Here is a 23,267-nt window from a genome sequence, read left to right as displayed (position 1 = left end):
GGCGAGTTTCAGCCAACATCACTTCAGGGTCCTGACATGTACGCGCCGTTAATGCCAGGCTTCCCCCGCACGACAACCCGCACCGCAAACTTCACCCTTCCCTCGGGCCCCCACGCCTGACGGACCCCCACAGAAGGAGCTTGCGTGACTCCCCCCAACGCGCGTCACCACCGCACCAGCCTGGCCATCGCCACCGCCGTCGCGGCCGGAGCCCTGCTCACCACCGGTCTGACCGCCGGTGCCGCCTCCGCCCAGACCACGGCGGCCCCGGCCGCCGCGGCGAAGCCCCTCGCCGCCGCCCCGACCGCGCTCTCCGCGTCGGCGCGCTCCTCCCTCATCGCCGACGCCCAGACCGCGGCGCCCGACACGGCCCACCGGATAGGCCTCGGCGCCAAGGAGAAGCTCGTCGTCAAGGACGTCGTCAAGGACGTCGACGGCACGGTCCACACGCGCTACGAGCGCACCTACGACGGCCTCCCGGTCCTCGGCGGCGACCTCGTCGTCCACGAGAAGGCCGACAAGACCGAGGGCGTGACCCGGGCGACGAAGGCCACCATCAAGGTCGCCTCGCTCACGCCGAAGGTCGCCGCCTCGAAGGCGGAGAACCAGGCGCTGACCGCCGCCAAGGACGCGGGCTCGACCCGTACCGACGCCGACAAGGCGCCCCGCAAGGTGATCTGGGCCGGCGACGGCACGCCCGTCCTCGCCTACGAGACCGTGGTCGGCGGCCTCCAGGAGGACGGCACCCCCAACGAGCTGCACGTCATCACCGACGCGGCCACCGGCAAGAAGCTCCACGAGTACCAGGCCATCGAGACCGGCACGGGCACCGGCAAGACCCTGTACTCCGGCACGGTCACCCTCGGCACCAACCTGTCGGGCTCGTCGTACCAGCTCTACGACACCTCGCGCGGCGGCCACAAGACGTACAACCTGGCGCGCGGCACCTCCGGCACCGGCACGCTGTTCACCAACACCACCAACGTGTTCGGCACCGGGTCGGCCTCCAGCTCCAGCTCGGACCAGACGGCCGCCGCCGACGCCGCCTACGGGGCGCAGGCCACCTGGGACTTCTACAAGAACACCTTCGGCCGCAACGGCATCAAGAACAACGGCACCGCGGCCTACTCCCGCGTCCACTACAGCAGCGGCTACGTCAACGCGTTCTGGGACGACAGCTGCTTCTGCATGACATACGGCGACGGCTCGGGCAACACCCACCCGCTGACCTCGCTGGACGTCGCCGGTCACGAGATGAGCCACGGCGTCACCTCCGCCACCGCCAACCTCAACTACTCCGGTGAGTCCGGCGGGTTGAACGAGGCGACCTCGGACATCTTCGGCACCGGCGTGGAGTTCGCCACCAACAACTCCTCCGACGTCGGCGACTACCTCATCGGCGAGAAGATCAACATCAACGGTGACGGCAGCCCTCTGCGCTACATGGACAAGCCCAGCAAGGACGGCGCGTCCCTGGACTACTGGTCCTCCAGCGCCGGCAACAAGGACGTGCACTACTCGTCCGGCATCGCCAACCACTTCTTCTACCTGCTGGCCGAGGGCAGCGGCGCCAAGACGATCAACGGGGTGTCGTACAACTCCCCGACGTACAACGGCTCCACGGTCACCGGCATCGGCCGGGCCAAGGCGCTGCAGATCTGGTACAAGGCGCTGACCACGTACATGACGTCGACCACGAACTACAAGGGCGCCCGTACGGCGACCCTGAGCGCGGCGTCGGCGCTGTACGGCTCCGGCAGCACCGAGTACAACGCGGTGGCCGCCGCCTGGACCGCGGTCAACGTGAGCTGAACCGTCGGCCAGTACGTCAACTGGCCGTAGCGACACAGTCCGTGCAGAGCGGACACGACGACCCCCGGCGGGCAAGCGCCCGCCGGGGGTCGCCTTACGCTGGGGCCCATGTCTTCGGCTGAGTTCACCTACAACGACGTCGGCGCCACCCGTGAGCCCGGCCACTGTCCCGAGGGGTTCCACCCGCTGCACGTGCGCGCACGGATCGGCGAGGGCGAGGCGGTGTTCCGGCGGGCGGCCGAGGCGCTGCTCACCTGGGAGCTGCACCGGGCGCTGGGCGTGGGCGTCCTGGCCGACAAGGACCGGGCGGCCCCCGGGGTCGAGGTCACGATCGTCCTCGCGGGCATGGTCAAGGCCCCCTGCCGCGTGGTCTGGACCGTGGAGGAACACCGCCGCGTCGGCTGGGCGTACGGCACGCTGAAGGGTCACCCGGAGTGCGGCGAGGAGGCGTTCCTCGTGGATCGTACGGGTGACGGCACGGTCTGGCTGACGATCAACGCCTTCAGCCGCCCGGCCAAGTGGTACGCCCGAGCGGGCGGCCCGGCGACCCGCGGCCTGCAGCACGCATACGCCCGACGCTGCGGCAACGTCCTGCGCAAGCTGTGCGAGGAGGCGGCGGACGACTCGCTCTGACCGCCGCGCCGCGCCCGCCCGCGGCCCGCCCCCGATCCGTCCGAAACTCCACGCAACCATTCCCGTGTTCCCCCTCGCCGATATGGCCGATTCCGCCCTCCTCGGTGGTCTTGTGGTGGTTCGGTCCGCACGAGAGGCTGCCAAGCGGCGTGCCGGTCGTGCGTGGGCCAGGGACGGTGAACCCCGGCCGGGATGCGCCGAGTCGAGGAGGGGGACTCCAGTCATGGCTTCGATGAGAAGCGCGTGTCTGCGCTGGGCGAGCGGCGTCACCGCGGCCTGTGCGGTCGTGGCACTCTCGGCCGTCGCCCAGCCCGCGCAAGCCGCCCCGGTCGGGACCGTTCTCGGCGCCGACGCTCCGGGCGCCGTCAGCGGGAGCTACATCGTGACACTCAAGGGGGAACCGAAGGACCCGGCGGCCACGGGTCGGGACCTCGCCGAGACGTACGGGGCGAGAATCAGCCACACCTATGGGAAGGTGCTCAACGGGTTCTCGGTGCGCGTCGGTCCACAGCAGGCCCGGCGTCTCGCGGCCGACCCCCGCGTGGCCTCGGTCGTCCAGGACACCACCGTCCGGCTCGACCACGTCCAGATGGCCCCGCCGTGGAACCTGGACCGCGTCGACCAGCCGAGACTCCCGCTGAACCACGGCTACGCCTGGCCCGAACCGGGGGGCGCGAAGGTCACGGCGTACGTCATCGACACCGGCATCCGGATCACCCACAAGGACTTCGGCGGGCGGGCCGCGTACGGCTGGGACTTCGTGGACAACGACAGAACCGCCGCCGACGGCAACGGGCACGGCACCCATGTGGCCGGAACCATCGCGGGCACCACCTACGGCATCGCCAAACAGGCGAAGGTCGTCGCCGTGCGCGTCCTGGACGACAAGGGGGCCGGAACCACCGCGCAGGTGATCGCGGGCATCGACTGGGTGACCCGACACGCGAAGAAGCCCGCCGTGGCGAACCTGAGCCTGGGCGGCCCTGCCAACGCGCAGTTGGACGCCGCCGTACGCAACTCCATAGCCTCCGGCGTCACTTACGGGGTGGCCGCAGGCAACGACGCTCTTCCGGCGAGCCGTTACTCCCCGGCCCGCGTCGACCAGGCCATCACCGTGGGCGCCGCCGACCGCAAGGACGCCCGCGCGCGCTTCTCCAACTGGGGCCCTGCAGTGGACCTGTTCGCCCCTGGTGCGGCCATCGTCTCCGACTCGTCGAGGAGCGACACGAGCACGGCCACCGCCTCCGGTACGTCGATGGCCACACCGCACGCCACGGGCGCGGCGGCGCTGTATCTCGCCGCTCACCCGGGGGCCACCCCGGCGCAGGTGCGCGGCGCCCTGGTCCGGCAGGCGGCCACCGTGAAGATCGCGGGGGCCGGCGCCGGTTCGCCGGACAAGCTGCTCCAGGTCCGGCGCCCCTGACCTCGGCCTCCGCCCACCGACCGGCCTCGCCGACGGGCGTGCGGGGCCGGTCGGTGGCGACCTCAGGGATGGCGACCTCAGGCGAGGGCGTCCGCCAGCGGCTTCGGCAGGTCGCCGGTGTACAGCACGCCCAGCCGCTGCGTGGCCCGGCTCAGCGCCACGTACAGGTCGCTCGTCCCGCACCGGCCGGGCTCGACCACCAGGACGGAGTCGAACTCCAGCCCCTTGGACTGGCGCGCGTCGAGCAGCACCACGCTCCGGGTCAGATCCGGTTCCGCGCCCGCCGTCACCCCGTCCAGTCGCGCGGCGAGCGAGCGGTGCAGTGCGCGCGGCGCGATCACCGCGAGCCGGCCCATGGGGGCACCTCCCTGCTCGAGCGAAGTCGAGAGCTTGGGGGACGGGGTCATCTCCTTCACCGCCTCGGCCACGGCCGCGGGCAGGTCGTCGGTGGCGCGCGCCCAGGGCCGTACGCCCGTGGACCGTACCGAACTCGGCGGCCGGAAGCCGGGGTTCACCGCGCGCACCACGCTCGCGGCGACGTCCATGATCTCGGCGGGGGTGCGGTAGTTGACGCCGAGACGGGTGTGCTCCCAGCGGTCCTCGACGTACGGCGCGAGGATCCGCTCCCATGAGCCGACCCCGGCGGCCTCGGCGGTCTGCGCCGGGTCACCGACCAGGGTCATCGAGCGGGTCGGGCAGCGCCGCATCAGCAACCGCCAGGCCATGGGCGACAGTTCCTGCGCCTCGTCGACGATGATGTGCCCGAACGCCCAGGTGCGGTCGGCCGCCGCGCGGTCGGCCGCGCTGCGGTGGTCGGCCTCCTCGTGCCGCTCGGCGAACCGCTCCGCGTCGATGATGTCGTGCGCGGACAGCACCTCCGAGGCGTCCGGGTCGCCGTCCTCCTTGTCCTCGAACTCGTAGGTCCGGGACGCGTACGACACATCCAGCACGCCCTGCGCATACAACACCTGTTCCGCGCGCTGCCGTTCGGCGGCGGCGCGTGCCGACCGGCCGTCCTCGCCGAGGAGTTCGGCCGCCTCGTCCAGGAGCGGCACGTCGGCCGTGGTCCAGGCGCGGGTGACCGGGCGGCGGATGGCGGCGGCGTCCTCGTCGGAGACATACCCCTCGGGGTCGGCGAGGAAGTCGGCGACCAGCCGCTGCGGGGTGATCCGGGGCCACAACTGGTCGATGGCGGACCAGACTTCGGGGTTCTCGGCGAGTTCGTCGCGGATCTGCGTGATGTCACTGGCGTCGAGGAGGTTGGTGCCGTCGTACGGGTCGGTGCCGATCCGCTCGGCGACCAGGTCGGTCAGCGTGTTGAGGACATGCCCCTCGAAGTGCTCGCGGGCCACGTTGTGCGGCAGCTTGGCCGCGCGGGTGCGCTCGCGGGCGACGTTCACGAGACCCTCGTCCAGCATCAGGACCTCGCGGTCGTGCTCGATCGCGATCACCGGGTCGGGCAGCGCCTGCCGGTCCCGTACGAGGGCGGCGAGCACGTCGGCCATGTCGGCGCGGCCCTTCACGGCGGCGGCCTCGGGGGTGTCGGTCGCGGTCGCCTTCACCCCGGGGAACAGTTCACCGACCGTGGACAGCAGGACGCCCGTCTCGCCGAGCGAGGGGAGCACCTCGCCGATGTAGCCGAGGAAGGCGGGGTTCGGCCCGACGATGAGGACGGCCCGGCGGGCGAGCAACTCCCGGTGTTCGTACAGCAGATAGGCCGCCCGGTGCAGCGCGACGGCTGTCTTGCCGGTGCCGGGACCGCCCTCCACCACCAGCACGCCTCGGTGGGGCGCGCGGATGATGCGGTCCTGGTCGGCCTGGATGGTCTGCACGATGTCGCTCATCCGGCCGGTGCGCGCCGAGTTGAGCGCGGCGAGCAGCACCGCGTCGCCGGAGGGGTCCTCGTGGCCGGTGCGCTCGCGGTCACCGAGGTCGAGGATCTCGTCGTGCAGGGACGTGACCCGGCGCCCCTCGGAGGCGATGTGCCGACGCCTGCGCAGGCCCATCGGGGTGTGCCCGGTGGCCAGGTAGAAGGGGCGGGCGACATCGGCGCGCCAGTCGATCAGGATCGGCGTGCGCTCCGTGTCGTCGGCGCGCAGCCCGATGCGGCCGATGTGGTGGCTCGCACCGGAGGTGAGATCGATACGGCCGAAGCAGAGCGAACCGTCGACGGCGTTCAGCGCGGCCAGCAGCCCCGAGCGCTCGGCGACGAGGATGTCCCGCTCCAGCCGGGCCTGCATGGGCGTGTCGCCCTGCGCCAGCGCGTCCGTGACGGAGTCCTCGGTGTCACCGCGCAGCGCGTCCACACGCGCGTACAGCCCGTCGATGAATTCCTGCTCCCGGCGCAATTCGTCGTCCTGGAATTCGGCGTTGTCGGCGTTTGACAATTCTGCTCCTGCGCGGATATACTGTGACTACTGAACTTCTCCGCGACGCATGCCATTCGAAGTCGCGAACTATCGAATATACGCAAAGAAATCCCCCGAGCGCAATTGCTCGGGGGATTTCTCGTGTACTGCTCGCGTCGTCTCAGAGCACGTCGGCGAGCCCCTCCAGCAGACGCCGCTTGGGCCGGGCGCCCACCATCGACCGCACGGGCTCACCGTCGCGGAACACCATGAGGGTGGGCGTGCCCAGTACGCCGTACTCGATCGTGGTCTTCGGATTCCGGTCCACATCCAACTGCACGATCTTCAGTCGACCGCCCTCCTCCGCGGCGATCTCACCCAGTACCGGGGCCAACTGCCGACACGGCCCGCACCACTCCGCCGTGAACTGCACCAGCACGGGCAGCTCCGCCCGCAGCACCTCCGCCTCGAAGTCCTCGTCCGTCACATCGCCCACACCAGCGATCTGCTTGATCACCGCTCATGCCCTCCCAGCTCGCACACGGGTTCCGGACCACCCGGAACCAGCGCCTCGGCGGCCAGCTCGTCCCGCGCGCTCTCGGCGCGCGCCAACTGAGCCCCGACCTGCTCCCGTACGGCCTGCAACTCGCCGATGAGCGCGTCGAGTTCGTCCAGCTTGCGCCGGTAGACCACGAGCGAGGCCGGGCACGAGTCACCCTGCGGATGCCCGGCCCGCAGACACTCCACGAAGGGCCGCGTCTCCTCCAGGTCGAACCCGAAGTCGCGCAGCGTACGGATCTGCCGCAGCAGCTTCAGGTCCCGCTCGTCGTACGTGCGGTGCCCTTGGGCGTCCCGCCGCGCGGGCAGCAGCCCCCGTGACTCGTAGTACCGCAGCGCCCGGGTCGTGGTCCCGGCCCGCGCGGCCAGCTCGCCGATTCGCATGGGTACGACCGTAGGCGTTGACGTCGGCGTCAAGGCAAGGCCGGCGGGAGCAGCGGCTTACGGGGCACCGGGGAGGACAGCACGATCGACGTGGTCGTACGGCCGAGCGCCGAGGTCTGCTCCAGGACGTCCTCCAGGTGGCCGGTGTCGGTGACGGCGACCTTGAGAATCCAGCAGTCCTCGCCGACCACGTGGTGGACCTCGATGATCTCGGGACGCTCCAGCAGCTCCAGAGTGCGGGGATGCTTGAGCGTGTAGCCGCCGTGCGGGTTGACCCGGATGAAGGCCTGGATGCCATAGCCGAGCCGGGCCGGGGTGACCTGCGCCCCGTACCCGGTGATCACACCCGCGGCCTCCAGCCGCCGTACCCGCTCGGTCACCGCCGCCGGACTGAGCCGCACCCGGCGCCCCAGCTCGCTCAGCTTGATCCGGCCCTCGGTCTGGAGGAGTTGGAGGATCTGCCGGTCCAACGCGTCGAAGGCCACCGATGTTTCGTCGGCGGCAGCGCGCAGATGCCGTGGTTCTTTCGGTGCCGCGGCCGGAACGCCCATGTCTTCCCCTTCAGCCCTGGCCGATACGCCAGGAGAATTGCGATCAACAGCCATCGCCCGCTCGCCTCGTACGACCGGCATCGGCTGTCGAGGACCGCGGCCGAAACGCCGGGAGAGGACATCTGACCATGCGCCACCGCACACTTGGCGACCTGCGCGTGAGCGCGATCGGGCTGGGCGCGATGCCGCTGTCCATCGAGGGCCGCCCCGACGAGCGGCGCGCCCTGGCCACGGTGCACGCCGCGCTGGACGCGGGCGTGACACTGCTGGACACCGCGGACTCCTACCACCTGCCCGGCGACGCACCCGGCCACAACGAACACCTGGTGGCCAAGGCGCTGGCGACCTACGGCGGCGACACCTCCGATGTGCTCGTGACGACGAAGGGCGGCCGGGGCCGACCGGCGGACGGCACGTGGACCATCACCGGCTCCCCGGCCCATCTCAAGGCGGCGGCGAAGGCCTCGCTGAAGCGGCTGGGCGTCGAGGCGATCGGCCTCTACCAGGTGCACAAGCCGGATCCCGAGGTGCCGTTCGAGGAGTCCGTCGGCGCGCTGCGCGAACTGCTGGACGAGGGCGTGATCCGCCTCGCGGGCCTGTCCAACACGGACACCGCGCAGATCCGTCAGGCCCGGGAGATCCTGGGCGACCGCCTGGTCTCGGTGCAGAACCAGTACTCCCCCGCGGTCCGCACCGCCGAGCCCGAGCTGCGGCTGTGCGCCGAACTGGGCCTGGCGTTCCTGCCGTGGAGCCCGCTCGGCGGTATCTCCCGCAGCTCGCTGGACGGTCCGTCGAGGCTGCGCGGCGAGGTGCGCTTCGGCGCGTTCCACGAGATCGCCCAGGACCGGGGCATCAGTCCCCAACAGCTCTGCCTGGCCTGGCTGTTGGCGCAGTCACCGACAGTGATCCCGATCCCGGGCGCGAGCCGCCCGGAGACGATCCTCGACTCGGCGAGGGCGGCGGACCTCGCACTGACCGAGGAGGAGAGGACACGTCTGGACGAGGCGGTCGCCGGGGCCTGACCAGGACCGGCCCTCTCCTCCTGCGGTGCGCGCGGGCGGCTGTCGGCGGGGAGCCGACGCGAGCGACACCGGCCCGCTGATCGGCTGGTTCAGCGGCGGAGCCGGGGTACGAGGGCCGTGCGCACGGCCTTGGTCAGCTTGTGAGCGGTGGACTCGTCCTCTTCTTCGGGTTCGGGCTCGGGTTCGAGCATGTCCCGTACCTGGGACAGCAGTTGGTTGGTCGACTGCCAGAGCGGGACGAACATGCCCGCGACCGGGCCGACGCCCTGGATCGGGCCGTCGGACAACTCGGTGACCTTCTTGGCGAGCGCGACCGTGGCCGGGTCCCGGAGGATCAGGTGCACCTCGTCGTCGACCAGCCGAAGGTCCATCTTGCGCGCGGCGGCTTCCTCCGGGTTGGCGTCGGCGGTCGCCTCCGGATCCAGTTCGTCGATCTTGGCGGCGACCGCGTCCGGGTCGACCCCGAGTTCGCGCAGCACCCTGGCCGCCATGCTGTTCTCCGTCCGCAGCATCGCCTCCAGCAGGTGATGGCTGCCGACCGGTGCGCCACCGGCCAGCGCGCCGGCCGTGGCCACGGTCTCCTCGGTGGCGGGTGTGCCGGTCGGCCAGGGACCCGCCGCGCCGTCCTGCGATCCCTCCAGCGCCGTCAGCACCGCGGCCCGGACCTTGCCGATCGGACGGATCCGCTCGGCGAGCACCTGCGCGCCGACGCCCGGAGCAAGGTCGCCGCGCTGCGACCCACCACCGACGCCCCGGCCCTGGAACCGCCCCCCACCCTGCTGTCGGCGATGCGAACGTTGATGTCCACCGAAGCCCGCAGCCTCTGCCGCGTCGGCGGGCCGCTCGACGGCCACGCGGAATGGATCGCCGCCTTCGAGCGGGCGGGCACCGCCCTCGCTCACCTCACCGCCCAGGGCGAGCTGACCCGTGGTCTGCGCGCCGTCATCGCCCACCACGTCATCTTCCACGCCAACCGCGCCGGTCTGCCTTCCGCGGACCAGCGCACCCTGTCTCACATCGCACGAGAGGTAGTCATGGGATCGAGTGGCAACACCGCGTCAACGGCCGCAGCCAGCTCCGGGATCGATAGCGTCAGCGCGGTGATCACCGACATGCACACGACGTACGAGACCGACGCCGAACGGCTCCGCAACGCCCTTGTAGACCAGATCCGGGCCAACGGCCACGCCCGCACCACCGCCGTCGAGACCGCTCTGCGCACGGTGCCCCGGCATCTGTTCGTCCCCGACGCGCCGCTCGAAGACGCCTACGCGGACGCACCGGTGCACATCAAGTACGACACCGACGGCACGTCGATCTCCTGCGCCTCCCAACCCGGCGTCGTCGCCCTCATGCTGGAACAGCTCCAGGCCCAGCCCGGCGAGCGCATCCTCGAACTCGGCGCCGGTACCGGATACAACGCCGCCCTGATCGCTCACCTCGTCGGCCCCGACGGGCACGTCACGACCATCGACGTCGATGACGACCTGGCCGAGGGCGCCCGCGCCCACCTCGCCGCCGCCGGCGTCACCAATGTCGAGGCGCTCACCCGTGACGGAGCCCTCGGCCACGGCGAGGGTGCGCCGTACGACCGGATCATCGCCACCGTCGGCGCGCACGGCATCCCGCACGCCTGGCTCGAACAACTCGCCCCCGGCGGCCGACTCGTCACCCCCCAGCGGCTCAAGGGCAGCGTCTCGCGTTCCGTCGTCTACGAGCAGCGCGACGGCCGGTGGACGTCGTCCGGCAGCGTGATGAACACGTTCATGCCGCTGCGGCGTGGCATCGCCGACGACGACCGGCGCGTCGTCCCGCTCAGCGCGGACGGCACCGTACGGCTCCAGGCTCCGGCCGGGCAGTACATCGACACCGACGCCCTCACCGGTGTCCTGGATCAGCCGCGGACCGAGGAATGGACCGGCATGAAGGTCCGCGCCATGGAGAGCCCGGAGTGGATGGAGCTGTTCGTCTCCTGCTCCCTGCCCTCCGGACTGATCCGGATGCTGTTCCCGCAGACCGCCAAGGGCACGGTGCTCACCGAGGACCCGTACCCGTCGTCCACGGCCGCCGTGGACAAGGGCGCGGTCACCTACCTCACCCGGCGTCTACTGGACGAGAAGACCCCCGAGGGGGGCAGGCTCTGGGAGTTCGGCGTCATCGGCCACGGCCCCGGCAGCGAGGAACTGGCCGCGAAGGTCGCCGACGCCATCCGCACTTGGGACCGCGACTTCCGCGGCCGTGAGGCAACGTTCGAGATCCTTCCGTCCGATGCACCCGCGGTCGAGAAGCGACCCGGAGTGTTCCTCCTCGACACACCGATGAACCGCGTCCGCGTCACCTGGCAGTAGCCCATGACCGTGGGGTGCCCGTCGCCCGACCGCGGGCGCCCCACGCCGTTCACCTCTGGGGAGATCTCATGGACCCGCATGGCCCCGCAGCCCAGCGCTTCCCCCTCGTTTCCCGCTTCCGGCCCACCTGCCTGCCCCTCGCGCGACGCGTCCATGCCTTGGCCGAACTCTCCGACACCGCAGCGGCCACAGCGGACCAGGGCCTGGCATCCGCGGTCTACAACCAGGCTGCGCTCATCGCCTCCGACCTCGGCCTCCCCGACCTCGCGCGGGAGTGGTGCCACCAACACGCCGCCGCCTACCTTCACGCCACGCCCCTCCCTGGCATGGCCGCGATCCGGGCACTCGAACCCGTGGTCAACCTTGCCCGCCTTCAGATTCGCGCGGGCAACACCGACGACGGTCGGCACCGTCTCCTCGCGCTCTACCACGCCATCAGCGACAGCACCGACGCCCGGTTCGAGGGCATCCGGATACCCGCGGACCTGACCATCAGCGACGCCGACCGTCACGAGGTGCGCGCGTGGCTGTGGCGGGTGATCCTGGCCGACGGCACCCGCACCCTGACCACCGCGGGCCGCTGGAACGACGCCTTGGCCCACATCGAGAAGCACAACGGCATCGGGCAACGGATGCTCGACGGCCGACAGGTCGCCGTAGTCGCCGCGCTCGGCCGTGACCCGGCCCACGCGGCAGACCTCGTGGCCCGGACGACACCCGGCGAGCCCTGGGAGAACGCCGTCACCTCCTGCCTGGCGGTGATGTGCCGTCGGATCATCCATCAGCCCGCCGACGACCTGCTCTCCGAACTGGTGGACACCTACGTCCAACGCCGGACCACCCCTGGCACGACCGTCTTCGACATCCGCCTCGGCCTGACCATCCTGGATCTCCTCGACCAGCCGGACGGCACCGCGGCACATCGCATCGCCCAAGAACTCCACCGCCGCACCATCACCGCGACCGACGGCTACGCCGCCCGCGAGTGCCTGGCCGACCCCCGCGTCACCGACCTGTTGGAGCCCAAGGAAGCTCAGGCCGCCCGCGACCTCCTCCGCACCTGCGCACTGCGGAGCGGCCACCTGCCCGCGCCGCAGTCCGCCCGCCTGCTCCGAGCCCTCCGGCTCAGTGACGAGGTGATTCGCGAGAGCGTGGCCATGCCTCGCCTCGTCGGAGAAGCACCCCGTTACCGCGGCAGCAGAGCCACATGAATGGCGAAGACGCCGAGCGCCTCCTTCTCCGGTGGGTAGATGTCGCGGCACACTGTCAGCAACTCCCCGCGGCTCAGGCCAGGTTCACCGATCGCCACGTTGTCCTCCGCAGCCAGCATCTCCTCGAAGGAGCCGTACTCCTTGATCTCGGTGATGCAGGTGTGCAGGGAGTCCGTGCCGGAGACGAAGCGCAGGCTGTCTCCGGCTGCCATGTGGCGGATCTTGGGGTAGCCGACGCGGATCTCGATCGTCTTGGTACCGGTCGCGATCAGGTCGAAGTAGGGCTTGCGGACGTTGAGCACGTGTTTGCCGGACGGCGGTCGGGGCTTGCGCATGGCGGGGATCACGGGCTCCTTCGTGCTCCTGAAGCGGACCGGGCAGGTTGCTCTCGGACCAGTACCCCGGCCGACTCCTCCACCTCCAGCAGCGACTCGCTGTGCCGCTCCTCCTCGAACGCCTTGCGCCCGCCGCGCAGGCCGAACAGCCGCTTGGTGAGGGCGATATAGAGGACCGCGATGATGTTGAGCGTCAGCGTGGTGATCTTCACGGCGCTGACGTGCTCGCTGAGTTCGTAGATCTCCAGCGGGAGGAACGCGGCCGTGGCGACCACCGTCAGGTACTCCGCCCAGCGCTTGGCGTACCAGAGGCCCACCGCCTCGATGATCTCGATCAGCGCGTACGCCAGCAGCAGGGTGGCCACCAGCAGCAGGGTGGAGTGCTTGTACCCGAAGGTCTTCTGGATGGTGCCGACCACCGGTGAATGGTCGAGGTCGTAGTGGAAGTGCCGGAAGACGGGGCGGAGGACGTCCAGGTACTCGTTGAACAGGCGGCGTACCGCGTCCTGGCTGTTGCTGAACTTCCACACCGCCACCGCGACCAGCACGATGAACACCCCGCGCAACGCCCGCTCGATCGCCAGGAAGCGCAGGACGAACAGGTCACGCAGCACCTTGCCGCGCGGTACCAGCGGCGCGTCCTCCGCCGGTCCCGCGCCGTGCGGCTCGCCGAGCGCGAAGTCGCCGCAGCGCAGGCAGCGCCACACCTCCCCGAGGGCGGTCGTGGCGTGCAGGCGGATGCGCAACCGAGGGTCGTCCGGTGCGTAGGTCACATGGCCCTTGCGTGCGCAGGTGCGCCGGTCCCAGTCGATCGCCATTCCCCCGTGCCTTCCTTCGTGCTTCATGTGACGGCCGTACGGCGGCCGTTGATCGGCGCCGCAGGGTAGTGCATCGGGGTAAGAGACGACCGACGACCGCAAGAAGGTTCGGGGGTTGGATGGCCGTGGCAGTCATCCCGGTTGTGGTGGTGCTTGTGGCAGTGCTCCTTCTTCTCCTTGGGGCGGTGTGTTGATAACCGGTGGACGACTCGCCTACGTCGACAGCGGCGACGCCCGGCTGATCTCCCTCGCCCCGGAGGACTGGACCGGCCGCGTGTGCGCTCTCGCGGGCCGCGAACTCACCGAGAAGGAGAAGGAGTCGATGCCATCGGGGAGCAGGGTGGACGAGCTCTGCGCGCACGCCCGCTGACCGGCCGCGCCAACTCCTCGAGCGGCGGCGCGGGGTAGCGCCGGCCGGGGGGTTTCGGCTGGTGGTCCGGGGTGTCGGCCCAGGGGTTGTGCGCGGGGTCGGTAGGAGAGGGGCGTGAGATTCACTTTCGATTCCCTGAGAACTCCGAGAACATCGAGAACTCCGAGAACATCCAGCGCACCGGGTACCGCAAGCACACCGGGTACGTCTGACGTCCCGCGCACACCGCGCACGCGGCCGGGAGGCCGTGCGCGCGGCGCACTGACGACGATGGTGGCCACGCTGGTCGCGGCGCTCTGCCTGACCGGGCTGGCCGCCCCGTCCGCAAGCGCGCAGCAGTCCCCGCCGGCCGACGTCGCTCTGGCCACGGGGTGGAACGTCTACGGCGAGTTGGGGGACGGCACCACCACCGCCACCACCACGCCCGTCGACGTGCACCTTCCCGCCGGTACGCAGCTCACCGACATCGCCGCCGGTGACTTCCACAGTCTGGCGGTGACCTCCGACGGCCGCGTCCTCGCCTGGGGATTCAACAACCACGGGCAGTTGGGGGACGGCACCACCGTCGACCGCAGCACGCCGGTCGAGGTGCACCTTCCCGCAGGCGTCCGGGCCACCGCGGTCGCGGGCGGCGAAGTGCACAGTATGGCGTTGACCTCCGACGGCCGCGTCTTCGCCTGGGGGGCGAACTTCTGGGGACAGTTGGGGAACGGCACCAACACCGACACCAGCACACCGGTCGAGGTGCACCTTCCCGCGGGCACCCGGGCCACGGCCATCTCCGTCGGCTTCGATCACAGTCTGGCGTTGACGTCCGACGGTCGCGTCCTCGCCTGGGGTCTCAATGACCGCGGGCAGGTGGGGGACGGCACCACCACCAACACGAACACACCGGTCGAGGTACACCTTCCGGCCGGTGTCCAGGTCACCGCCATCGCGGGCGGCGGCTATCACAGTCTGGCGTTGACGTCCGACGGCCGTATCTTCGGCTGGGGCCTGAACACCGAGGGTGAGTTGGGGGACGGTACCTTCACCACCCGCCTCACACCGGTCGAGACGCTCCTTCCCGCCGGCGTCCAGATCACCGCCATCGCGGGCGGCGGCCAGCACAGTCTGGCGTTGACGTCCGACGGTCGCGTCCTCGCCTGGGGCCTCAACATCAACGGGGCGCTGGGAGACGGCACCACCGTCAACAGCAGCACGCCGGTCGAGGTGCTCCTCCCCGCGGGCACGCGGGTCACCGCCGTCACCGGCGGTTCGTACCACAGTCTCGCGGTCACGTCCGACGGCCGCATCCTCGGCTGGGGGTACAACATCTTCGGGCAGTTGGGGGACGGTACCGCCGTCAACCGCCTCACGCCGGTCGAGATGCTCCTTCCCCCGGACGTCCGCGCCACCGCCGTCGCCGCAGGGTACGGGCACAGCCTGGCGCTCGCCGTACGGGCGGAGACCACCACCACGCTCACCGCCACCCCGACCACGGCCGCCCCCGGCGAGCCGGTCACCCTCACCGCGCACGTGACCTGCACCACCGGCACGCCCACGGGCACCGTCGAGTTCTTCGACGACGACACCCTCATCGGCACCGCCACGCTGGACGCGCAGGGCAACGCGAGGGTCACCACGACGGACCTGGGCCTGGGCACGCATCGGATCACCGCCCGGTACCAAGGGAACGCCGACTGCCCGGCCTCCGTGTCCGAAGTGGCCGTGGTGACCGTCGAGCAGGCCCCGTCGACCTCCCTCCGCCTGGACAAGCGGGTGGAGTCGTCCGGCCCGTTCCACGTCGGGGACACGGTCGCATACGTCTACCGGGTCACCAACACCGGTGATGTCCCGCTGATCAACGTCGCGGTCACGGACGACCTGGTCTCGGGCATCATCTGTGACGAGACCACCCTGCAGCCCGGCGTGAGCACCCTCTGCCACGGCAGCCAGAGGCTCACCCGGACCGGCCAGGTCACCAACACGGCGCTCGCTACGGCGAACACAGCGGCGGGCGCCAAGGTCACCAGCAACGAGGCCACCGCCACCATCACCGTCGAGGCGGCACCGGCGGCCGAACTCACCCTGACCAAGCGGGTCGTCTCGAAGGGCCCGTTCCGCGTCGGGCACAAGGTCGAGTACGCCTACACGGTCACCAACACCGGCAGCATCACGCTGAACGACGTGACGGTCACGGACGATCTGGTCGCGCGCGTGACCTGTGAGGCGACCTCCCTCGCGCCCGGTGAGAGCACCACGTGCACCGGCACGCACACGATCACCCGGTCCGATGTCACCCCGTGCAAGAAGGCCGAGGAGCGCGGCGGGGACCACGGCAAGGCCGAGCACCAGGTCATGCGCTGCGCGGTCACCAACACCGCGCACGCGACGGCGATCGAGCCGAACGGCAACCGGGTCACCAGCAACACGGCCACCGCCACCGTCACGGTCAAGGTGGAGAAGGCGAAGGAGAAGAAGGAGCACTGCCGCAAGCAGCACGGCGGCCACAAGAAGACGTACGGCGGACGTGACTGCGACGGTCACCACCGCCGGACGGCCCAACAGGCGTAAGCGGTAAGCCTCGTAGCACACATACGCGCGCCCCCGCCTCGGACCGGACCGTCCGAAGCGGGGGCGCGCGTGCGTCCGACGACGAGTCGTGGCTCAGCCCACGGTCGCCCGCTCGTTCGCCTTGTCCGTCTCCTTCGTCTCTTCCGTGACCAGCTCCGCCATGGCGTTGGCCTTGTTGCCACGGGGCAGCAGCAGGGCCACGACGAGCGTGCCCACGCCGAGGATCACGGCGCCGATCAGGCTGGTGTGGGCGACGGCGTCCGCGAAGGACGCGCCGACCGCGTCCTTCATCTGCTGGGCGCCCTGCGCGAGTTGACCCGCCTGCGCCTTGAGCTGCGCGGCCTGCTGGGGGTCGGTCGCCTGGGCGGCCTGCGTCGCGAGTTGCCGGGCCTTGTCCCCGATGCCCTGCGCGACGGCGTACCCGGCGCCGACCGAGTCCTGCGCGGTGGCCAGAGCGCTCGCCGGGAGCTTGCTTCCGGTGGTGGCGTCCGAGAGGTGGTCGGAGTACGAGGTGGCGAGCAGCGAACCGAGGATCGCGATGCCGAGCGAGCCGCCCAGCTCCAGCGAGGTGTCGTTCACGGCGCCGCCGACGCCGAGTTCGGACTCCGGGAAGGCGCCCATGATCGCGTCGGTGCAGGGCGAGAGGGCGAGCCCGATGGCCAGGCCGAGGATCACCAGGGGCGCCACGAGGTCGCCGTACGCGGACGAGGCGTCCACCTGGGTCAGCAGGGCGAGGGCGACGGTGCCGCCGACCATGCCAGCACTGACCGTCCACTTCATACCGACCCGCGGGGTGAGGTACCCGGTCAGCGCCGAGCCGACGAAGACCGCGCCGGCCAGCGGCAGCATGCGTACGCCGGTCGCCAGGGCGTCGTAGCCGAGGACGAACTGGAGGTGCTGCGTGAGGTAGTAGAAGGCGCCGAAGACGGCCAGGAAGAACAGCGCGACGGCGAGGTTGGCCCCGGCGAAGCGGCGGTTGGTGAAGCGGCGGACATCGAGAATGGGGCGCGGGTGGCGCAGCTCCCACAGGACGAAGGCCAGCAGGCCCGCGCCCGCGACGATCGCGGCGGTGATCGCCTTGGCGTCCCAGCCGAAGTGCGGACCCTCGATGATCATGAAGACCAGCGCGCCGACCCAGACCACGGAGAGCAGACCGCCGACGTAGTCGATGCGGTCGTGGTGACCGGCCTTGGACGGCGGGACCAGGACGAAGGCGGCGACCAGCGCGACAGTGGCGATCGGCACGTTGATCAGGAAGGTCGAGGCCCAGCCGTGGTCCTTCAGCAGCGCGCCCGCGACGACCGGACCGGCCGCGATCGCGAGTCCGGCGGTGGCGGTCCACAGGGTGATCGCCTTGGCGCGCTCGGCGCGCGGGAAGGTCGCGGCGAGCAGGGAGAGCGTGGCGGGCATGATCAGCGCGGCGCCCACGCCCATGACCGCACGCGCGGCGATGACGGTGTCGGAGCTGTCGGCGAGGTAGCCGAAGACGGAGCCGCCGGCGAACACCAGCAGACCGAGGACGAGCGCGCCACGGCGGCTGTACTTGTCGCCGATCGCGCCGAGCAGCAGCATCAGGGCGGCGTACGGGACGGTGTAGCCGTCGATGACCCACTGGAGGTCGGCGCTGGAGAGGCCGAGGTCGCGGGTCATGTCGGGCGCGGCGACGGTGAGGGCGGTGTTCGCCATCACGATGATCAGCAGGCTCAGGCACAGGACGAGCAGCGCCCACCAGCGCCGGGCGTAGGGCCGACCCGTCCTTTCGACCGGTTCCTTGATGACGAGACGCATGGGTGCGGGTCCCTTCCTCTTCTCTTCGCTAGTTCCGGCGTGCACGGGTGCGCGTTCCAGCAGATACGGGCTGCTCGTTCCGGCAGGTACGGGCCGCGCGGTCCGGCAGGTGCGGCGCTTCCCGGCAGGTACGTCGCTTCGACTTGCACAGCACCGTGCAATTGCACAACGATGTGCAATGTACGACGTTGCACAGTACTGTGCAAATCAAGGAAGTGGAGGTCCTGGGGAGGCATGGGGACGCGACGAGAGGGCGTGCACAATGGCAGCCATGACCACGGGTAACGCCAGCCGGGCCGGTGCCAACCACCGCCGCATCCTGGAGGTCGCGCTCGCCGAGCTGCTGCGCGACCCGGACGCGTCCATGGACCAGATCGCACGGGCCGCGGGCGTCGTACGCCGCACGGTGTACGGGCACTTCCCGAGCCGTGAGGCGCTGATCAGCACGCTTGTCGACGGCGCGGTGGAGGCCGTCGCGGCGGCGCACGCGGCGGGCCGCGAGGGGATCGAGGACCCGGCGGAGGCGGTCGCCCGCTCGACGCTCGGGGTGTGGGAGGTCGCCGACCGCTATCGGATCCTGGTCGCCCTCGCCCAGCGCAGCGTCACCGTACAGGGCATCAGCGAGCGGCTGGCGCCGGTCCGCGAGGCGTGTGCCGACGTCCTGACCCGTGGTCTGGAGCAGGGCGTGTTCGCGTCGCCGCTGCCGCCGCCCGCGCTGGCGTACGTGCACGAGCAGATGCTGTTCGCGCTGATGGAGGCGGTGAACGAGGGCCTGTTGAGCGCGCGTGAGGCGGGCCCCTCCGCCGCGGTCACACTGCTGACCACGGCGGGGGTGCCCGCCTCACGCGCCACCGAACTGGTGGCGAAGCTCAGCGACTTGCGTACGCGGTGACCGTGCCGCTCCCCAACTCCCTTGCTCAATAACGGAAAGACCCCTCCGGCGGCAGATGTCTCCGCCGCCGGAGGGGTCGAACGCGCAGGGAAGGCTCAGGCCTTGGCCAGCTCCTTCTCGGACGCCGCGTCGTGGTCGTCCTCGGAGTCGTCCAGCAGGGTCTTCTCGTCGAAGGGCAGTTCACCGGCGAGCACCCGGCGCACGCGCTCCTTGTCGACGCCGCCGGTCCAGGTGCCTATGAGCAGGGTGGCGACGGCGTTGCCCGCGAAGTTGGTGAGGGCGCGGGCCTCGCTCATGAAGCGGTCGATGCCGACGATCAGGCCGACGCCGTCGACCAGCGCGGGCTTGTGGGACTGCAGGGCACCGGCGAGGGTCGCGAGACCCGCGCCCGTGACACCGGCCGCACCCTTGGAGGCGATCATCATGAAGATCAGCAGTGTGATCTGCTGGCCGATGGAGAGCGGCTGGTCCATGGCGTCGGCGATGAACAGCGAGGCCATGGTCAGGTAGATCATCGTGCCGTCGAGGTTGAAGGAGTAGCCGGTCGGCACGGTGATACCGACGACCGGGCGGCTCACGCCGAGGTGCTCCATCTTCGCGATCAGCCGGGGCAGCGCGGACTCGGACGACGACGTCGACAGGATCAGCAGGAACTCGCGGCCCAGGTACTTCAGCAGATGGAAGATGTTGACGCCGGTGACCAGCCGGACCAGGGCGCCGAGCACCACGATCACGAACAGCAGACACGTGACGTAGAAGCCGAACATGATCGCGGCGAGCGCCTTCAGGGCGTCGAGGCCCGTCTCACCGACGACGGCGGCCATGGCGCCGAAGGCACCGATCGGGGCGACCCACATGATCATGGCGAGGACGCGGAAGACCAGCCGCTGGATGTGCTCCACCCCGCGCAGAATCGGTTCGCCCTTGCGGCCCATGGCCTGGAGCGCGAAGCCGACGAGCAGGGCGACCAGCAGGGTCTGCAGGACCTGGCCCTCGGTGAACGACGACACGAGCGTGGTCGGGATGATGCCGAGGACGAAGTCGACCGGGCCCTCCGACCCCGCCTCCGCCTGGGCCTGGCCCGCGCCCTTGACCGCCTCGGTGAGGTGCATGCTGCTGCCGGGGTGCACCAGGTTGCCGACGACCAGGCCGATGGCCAGCGCGACGAACGACATGGTGATGAAGTAGCCGAGGGCGAGCCCGCCCACCTTGCCGACCTGCGCGGCCTTGCGCACGGAACCGACGCCCAGCACGATCGTGCAGAAGATGATCGGCGAGATCATCATCTTGATCAGGTTCACGAATCCCGTGCCGACCGGCTTCAGCTCCTTGGCGAAGTCCGGCGTGAGAAGGCCCACGGCGATTCCGAGCACCACGGCGGCGATCACCGCGATGTAGAGATAGTGGGTGCGGTCCCGCTTGGCTGCGGGCGCGGCAGGTGCCGCCTGGGGTGTGCTGGACACGGCTGCCCTCCTCGACGTCGTCGTCGGATCGTCAGGCGTGCGGCTCACGCCCGGGGGAAACCGGGAGACATGCTCCCGGGGGGACCGGGAGGCGTACTCCCGGAAGACCGGAAGACGTGCCTCCCGATGACCAGAAGGCGCGTTCCCGGCAGACCAGAAGCGCGTTCCCGGCAGGCCGGGAAGCGGAGCGCTCCTGGGGGGATGGGGCGACTATCTCCCGCCATGTGAAGGCGGTCACGCTTCTGTTCATTTAGTTCACACCGACATAACCAGCCAGAACGGCGAGGCAGACTTGACTCATGCGTGTGCCCCACCCCCGAAGACCCCGCAGCCTGGCCGGCCAGCTCTTCGCGATGCAGGCCGTACTGATCGCGGTGCTGGTGGCCGGATACGCGCTCTTCACCTTCGTCAACGACCACAACCAGGCCCGCAGCGCGGCCGGGCGCCAGGCGATGGCGGTGGCCCGCTCGCTCGCCGACTCCCCTTCGGTACGGGCGGCGATCCGCACCCCCGACCCGACGCGCACGCTCCAGCCGTATGCGCTGCAGGTGCAGCGGAACACGGGCGTGGACTTCGTCACGATCATGAATCCGCAGGGCATCCGCTGGACCCATCCCAACCCCTCGCTGATCGGCGAGCGCTTCCTCGGTCACACCGCCGACGCGCTGAAGGGCGAGGCCTTCACCGAGACGTACACCGGGACGCTGGGCCCGTCCGTCCGGGCGGTCGCACCCATCCGGGACCACGGCCGGATCGTCGGCCTGGTGAGCGCGGGCATCACGGTGGAGGCGGTGTCGGCCCAGCTCCAGGAGCAGGTGACGACCCTGGTCGTGGTCGCGGGCGGCGCCCTGCTGCTGGGCGGCATCGGCACGTACGTGATCAACGCGCGGCTGCGCCGCTCCACGCACGGTATGAACGCGACCGAGCTGAGCCGTATGCACGACTACCACCAGGCCGCGCTGCACGCCGTGCACGAGGGGCTGCTGATGCTGGACGGCCGGTTCCAGGTGGCCCTGATCAACGACGGCGGCCGGGAGCTGCTCGGGGTGAGCGGTGAGGTGGTGGGCCGCTCGGTGGCGGACCTCGGCCTGCCGATGCCGCTGACGAGCGCGCTGCTGTCCTCCGCGCCACGGGCCGACGAGGTGCATCTGACGGCGACACGCGTCCTGATGGTCAGCACGTCCCCGGTCTCCGGCGGCGAGCAGCGCGGCACCGTCGTCACCCTGCGCGATGTGACCCGGCTGCAGTCGCTGATCGGCGAGCTGGACTCGGAGCGGGGCTTCACACAGGCGCTGCGCTCGCAGGCGCACGAGGCGGCGAACCGTCTGCACACGGTCGTCTCGCTGATCGAGCTGGGGCGTACGGAGGAGGCGATCGAGTTCGCCACCGCCGAGCTGGAGCTGGCGCAGGCCCTCACGGACCAGGTGGTCGCGGCCGTCGACGAGCCGGTCCTCGCGGCCCTGCTGCTGGGCAAGGCGGCGCAGGCGAACGAGCGGGGCGTGGAGTTGGTGGTGTCACCGGACAGCCGGATCGACGACGGGCTGCTGCCACAGTCGCTGCCCGCCCGCGACCTGGTCACGATCCTCGGCAACCTGATCGACAACGCGGTGGACGCGGCGCAGGGTTCGGTGGGCGCCCGGGTCACGGTGACGGCGTACTCGGCGGGGCCGGAGCTGGTGCTGCGGGTCGCGGACACGGGGGCCGGGGTGGACCCCGCGCACGCCGAGGCGGTGTTCGAGCGCGGCTGGTCGACGAAGGCGGCGAGCGGTCCCGGCGGCCGTGGCCTGGGCCTCGCCCTGGTCCGCCAGACCGTACTGCGGCACGAGGGCTCCCTCACGGTGGCGGAGGCGGCCGAAGGCGGGGCCGAGTTCGAGGCGCGGCTGCCGTTGCCTACGGTGGGGGCGGTCCCGGCGGCGGCGCCGGTGACCGGGGCTGCCCCGCACGGAGGTGACGTATGACCGAGCCCATCCGCGTCCTCGTCGTGGAGGACGACCCGGTCGCCGCCGACGCCCATGTGCTGTACGTCGGCCGGGTGCCGGGCTTCGTCGCGGTCGGCAAGGCGCACACGGGCGCGGAGGCGCGGCGCATGCTGGACCGGATCCAGGTGGACCTGCTGCTGCTCGATCTGCATCTGCCCGATGTGCACGGTCTGCATCTCGCGCGGACGCTGCGGGCGGCCGGGTATCACGCGGACGTCATCGCGGTGACCTCCGCGCGGGATCTGGCGATGGTGCGCGAGGGTGTCTCGCTGGGGGTCGTGCAGTACGTGCTGAAGCCGTTCACGTTCTCGACGCTGCGGGACCGGCTGGTGCGGTACGCGGCGTTCCGCGGGACGGCGGGCGAGGCGAGCGGCCAGGACGAGGTGGACCGGGCGCTGGCGACCCTGCGGGCGCCGGGTCCCTCGGCGCTTCCGAAGGGGCTGAGCGCGCCGACGCTGAAGCGGGTGACGGAGGCGCTGCGCGGTGCCGAGGAGGGGCTCACCGCCTCGGGGGTCGGCGAGAGCGTGGGCATCTCCCGGATCACGGCCCGGCGCTATCTGGAACACCTGGTGGAGACGGGGCGGGCCGGACGGAGTCCGTTGTACGGGCAGGTGGGGCGGCCTGAGCTGATGTACCGCTGGATCAGGAGCTGTTGATACGGGTGGGGCCCGAACCACCATGCGGAGCGACCTCCGTGCCCCCACAAGCCGCCGCACACACATTGACCTGACCAGAGCGCCCCTCTTACGTTCACCGAGCAGAGCAGCCATCCCGGC

The 23,267-nt window shown here is 70.8% G+C and carries 19 protein-coding genes and 1 pseudogene; 11 read left to right on the top strand and 9 right to left on the bottom strand.

The window, feature by feature from the left end; all coding sequences use genetic code 11:
• Window positions 1–144 precede the first annotated feature (144 nt).
• From NGF19_RS05255 to NGF19_RS05245, 3 genes are all read left to right on the top strand, one after another.
• Window positions 145–1,812, top strand: coding sequence for a M4 family metallopeptidase (locus NGF19_RS05255; protein ID WP_252422495.1), 1,668 nt, complete (start codon window positions 145–147; stop codon window positions 1,810–1,812).
• Window positions 1,813–1,920: 108 nt separating this feature from the next.
• Window positions 1,921–2,445 carry a DUF1990 domain-containing protein gene (locus NGF19_RS05250; protein ID WP_252422493.1) on the top strand — a complete coding sequence of 175 codons (525 nt, stop codon included), beginning with the start codon at window positions 1,921–1,923 and terminating at the stop codon, window positions 2,443–2,445.
• Between the two features lie 223 nt (window positions 2,446–2,668).
• Entirely contained in the window at window positions 2,669–3,868 is a 1,200-nt protein-coding gene (locus NGF19_RS05245) for a S8 family peptidase (RefSeq protein ID WP_252422492.1), read from the top strand.
• Between the two features lie 77 nt (window positions 3,869–3,945).
• On the opposite strand, the gene NGF19_RS05240 is transcribed toward NGF19_RS05245, so the two are convergent.
• The 4 genes from NGF19_RS05240 to NGF19_RS05225 all read right to left on the bottom strand — a co-directional run bounded on the left by NGF19_RS05240 (window position 3,946) and on the right by NGF19_RS05225 (window position 7,709).
• Complete coding sequence (locus NGF19_RS05240; protein WP_252422649.1) at window positions 3,946–6,273, bottom strand: HelD family protein; 2,328 nt, start codon at window positions 6,271–6,273, stop codon at window positions 3,946–3,948.
• 124 nt (window positions 6,274–6,397) lie between these two features.
• Window positions 6,398–6,730 (bottom strand): thioredoxin, encoded by a 333-nt coding sequence (gene trxA / locus NGF19_RS05235; RefSeq protein ID WP_308288452.1) that lies wholly within the window; start codon window positions 6,728–6,730, stop codon window positions 6,398–6,400.
• Window positions 6,730–7,158, bottom strand: coding sequence for a MerR family transcriptional regulator (locus tag NGF19_RS05230; protein ID WP_252422491.1), 429 nt, complete (start codon window positions 7,156–7,158; stop codon window positions 6,730–6,732). Before NGF19_RS05230 ends, trxA begins: the two co-directional genes overlap by 1 nt.
• 29 nt (window positions 7,159–7,187) lie before the next feature.
• The gene (locus NGF19_RS05225; RefSeq protein ID WP_252422490.1) at window positions 7,188–7,709 is read right to left on the bottom strand and encodes an Lrp/AsnC family transcriptional regulator; all 522 of its coding nucleotides are present in this window, start codon (window positions 7,707–7,709) and stop codon (window positions 7,188–7,190) included.
• 128 nt (window positions 7,710–7,837) lie between these two features.
• Here NGF19_RS05225 and NGF19_RS05220 point away from each other — a divergent pair, with 128 nt between their 5' ends.
• Window positions 7,838–8,731 (top strand): aldo/keto reductase, encoded by an 894-nt coding sequence (locus NGF19_RS05220; protein WP_252422489.1) that lies wholly within the window; start codon window positions 7,838–7,840, stop codon window positions 8,729–8,731.
• 89 nt (window positions 8,732–8,820) lie between these two features.
• Here NGF19_RS05220 and NGF19_RS05215 read toward each other — a convergent pair whose 3' ends face one another.
• Window positions 8,821–9,306: a Clp protease N-terminal domain-containing protein gene (locus tag NGF19_RS05215; RefSeq protein ID WP_308288450.1), complete on the bottom strand. Its 486-nt coding sequence runs from the start codon at window positions 9,304–9,306 to the stop codon at window positions 8,821–8,823.
• 138 nt (window positions 9,307–9,444) lie between these two features.
• Between NGF19_RS05215 and fxlM the strand changes: the two are divergent.
• Both fxlM and NGF19_RS05205 read left to right on the top strand, forming a co-directional pair.
• Window positions 9,445–11,079 (top strand): annotated as a pseudogene (gene fxlM, locus NGF19_RS05210) (methyltransferase, FxLD system); the annotation flags it as partial.
• Window positions 11,080–11,147: 68 nt separating this feature from the next.
• Window positions 11,148–12,290: a hypothetical protein gene (locus NGF19_RS05205; RefSeq protein WP_252422488.1), complete on the top strand. Its 1,143-nt coding sequence runs from the start codon at window positions 11,148–11,150 to the stop codon at window positions 12,288–12,290.
• On the opposite strand, the gene NGF19_RS05200 is transcribed toward NGF19_RS05205, so the two are convergent.
• The gene (locus NGF19_RS05200) at window positions 12,266–12,637 is read right to left on the bottom strand and encodes an ASCH domain-containing protein (protein ID WP_252422487.1); all 372 of its coding nucleotides are present in this window, start codon (window positions 12,635–12,637) and stop codon (window positions 12,266–12,268) included. The genes NGF19_RS05205 and NGF19_RS05200 overlap by 25 nt on opposite strands.
• Window positions 12,634–13,443, bottom strand: coding sequence for a DUF2127 domain-containing protein (locus NGF19_RS05195; RefSeq protein WP_252422486.1), 810 nt, complete (start codon window positions 13,441–13,443; stop codon window positions 12,634–12,636). The genes NGF19_RS05200 and NGF19_RS05195 overlap by 4 nt, the downstream gene beginning before the upstream one ends.
• A 187-nt stretch (window positions 13,444–13,630) precedes the next feature.
• Here NGF19_RS05195 and NGF19_RS05190 point away from each other — a divergent pair, with 187 nt between their 5' ends.
• Window positions 13,631–13,813 carry a hypothetical protein gene (locus NGF19_RS05190; RefSeq protein WP_252422485.1) on the top strand — a complete coding sequence of 61 codons (183 nt, stop codon included), beginning with the start codon at window positions 13,631–13,633 and terminating at the stop codon, window positions 13,811–13,813.
• 270 nt (window positions 13,814–14,083) lie between these two features.
• Window positions 14,084–16,369, top strand: a complete 2,286-nt coding sequence (locus tag NGF19_RS05185; RefSeq protein WP_252422484.1) for an RCC1 domain-containing protein — start codon at window positions 14,084–14,086, stop codon at window positions 16,367–16,369.
• A gap of 93 nt (window positions 16,370–16,462) precedes the next feature.
• Here the strand turns inward: NGF19_RS05185 and NGF19_RS05180 are convergent, their stop codons facing one another.
• Window positions 16,463–18,157 (bottom strand): MFS transporter, encoded by a 1,695-nt coding sequence (locus NGF19_RS05180; protein ID WP_252422481.1) that lies wholly within the window; start codon window positions 18,155–18,157, stop codon window positions 16,463–16,465.
• Window positions 18,158–18,419: 262 nt separating this feature from the next.
• On the opposite strand from NGF19_RS05180, the gene NGF19_RS05175 reads away from it, so the two are divergent.
• A complete protein-coding gene (locus tag NGF19_RS05175) occupies window positions 18,420–19,049 on the top strand; it encodes a TetR/AcrR family transcriptional regulator (RefSeq protein WP_252422478.1) in 630 nt (209 codons plus the stop codon).
• Between the two features lie 95 nt (window positions 19,050–19,144).
• Here NGF19_RS05175 and NGF19_RS05170 read toward each other — a convergent pair whose 3' ends face one another.
• The gene (locus NGF19_RS05170) at window positions 19,145–20,512 is read right to left on the bottom strand and encodes a cation:dicarboxylate symporter family transporter (RefSeq protein WP_308288449.1); all 1,368 of its coding nucleotides are present in this window, start codon (window positions 20,510–20,512) and stop codon (window positions 19,145–19,147) included.
• Window positions 20,513–20,811: 299 nt separating this feature from the next.
• Between NGF19_RS05170 and NGF19_RS05165 the strand changes: the two genes are divergently transcribed.
• Together NGF19_RS05165 and NGF19_RS05160 are read left to right on the top strand one after the other, a co-directional pair.
• The gene (locus NGF19_RS05165) at window positions 20,812–22,470 is read left to right on the top strand and encodes a sensor histidine kinase (RefSeq protein ID WP_252422476.1); all 1,659 of its coding nucleotides are present in this window, start codon (window positions 20,812–20,814) and stop codon (window positions 22,468–22,470) included.
• A complete protein-coding gene (locus tag NGF19_RS05160; protein ID WP_252422475.1) occupies window positions 22,467–23,147 on the top strand; it encodes a response regulator in 681 nt (226 codons plus the stop codon). Before NGF19_RS05165 ends, NGF19_RS05160 begins: the two co-directional genes overlap by 4 nt.
• Window positions 23,148–23,267: the final 120 nt, after the last annotated feature.

The sequence above is a fragment of the Streptomyces macrolidinus genome (assembly GCF_023887685.1).
GTDB classification, from domain to species: domain Bacteria; phylum Actinomycetota; class Actinomycetes; order Streptomycetales; family Streptomycetaceae; genus Streptomyces; species Streptomyces macrolidinus.
The sequence above is the reverse complement of the archived record's forward strand: the minus strand, read 5'-3'. Positions and strand labels throughout refer to the sequence as shown.

Excerpts from the sequence above, each read along its gene's own strand:
- NGF19_RS05185 (WP_252422484.1), top strand. The coding sequence starts at position 14,084 with ATGGTGGCCACGCTGGTCGCGGCGCTCTGCCTGACCGGGCTGGCCGCC.
- NGF19_RS05165 (WP_252422476.1), top strand. The coding sequence starts at position 20,812 with ATGCGTGTGCCCCACCCCCGAAGACCCCGCAGCCTGGCCGGCCAGCTC.
- NGF19_RS05180 (WP_252422481.1), bottom strand. The coding sequence starts at position 18,157 with ATGCGTCTCGTCATCAAGGAACCGGTCGAAAGGACGGGTCGGCCCTAC.
- NGF19_RS05175 (WP_252422478.1), top strand. The coding sequence starts at position 18,420 with ATGGCAGCCATGACCACGGGTAACGCCAGCCGGGCCGGTGCCAACCAC.
- NGF19_RS05220 (WP_252422489.1), top strand. The coding sequence starts at position 7,838 with ATGCGCCACCGCACACTTGGCGACCTGCGCGTGAGCGCGATCGGGCTG.
- NGF19_RS05230 (WP_252422491.1), bottom strand. The coding sequence starts at position 7,158 with ATGCGAATCGGCGAGCTGGCCGCGCGGGCCGGGACCACGACCCGGGCG.
- NGF19_RS05195 (WP_252422486.1), bottom strand. The coding sequence starts at position 13,443 with ATGGCGATCGACTGGGACCGGCGCACCTGCGCACGCAAGGGCCATGTG.
- NGF19_RS05160 (WP_252422475.1), top strand. The coding sequence starts at position 22,467 with ATGACCGAGCCCATCCGCGTCCTCGTCGTGGAGGACGACCCGGTCGCC.
- NGF19_RS05250 (WP_252422493.1), top strand. The coding sequence starts at position 1,921 with ATGTCTTCGGCTGAGTTCACCTACAACGACGTCGGCGCCACCCGTGAG.
- NGF19_RS05245 (WP_252422492.1), top strand. The coding sequence starts at position 2,669 with ATGGCTTCGATGAGAAGCGCGTGTCTGCGCTGGGCGAGCGGCGTCACC.
- NGF19_RS05225 (WP_252422490.1), bottom strand. The coding sequence starts at position 7,709 with ATGGGCGTTCCGGCCGCGGCACCGAAAGAACCACGGCATCTGCGCGCT.
- NGF19_RS05205 (WP_252422488.1), top strand. The coding sequence starts at position 11,148 with ATGGACCCGCATGGCCCCGCAGCCCAGCGCTTCCCCCTCGTTTCCCGC.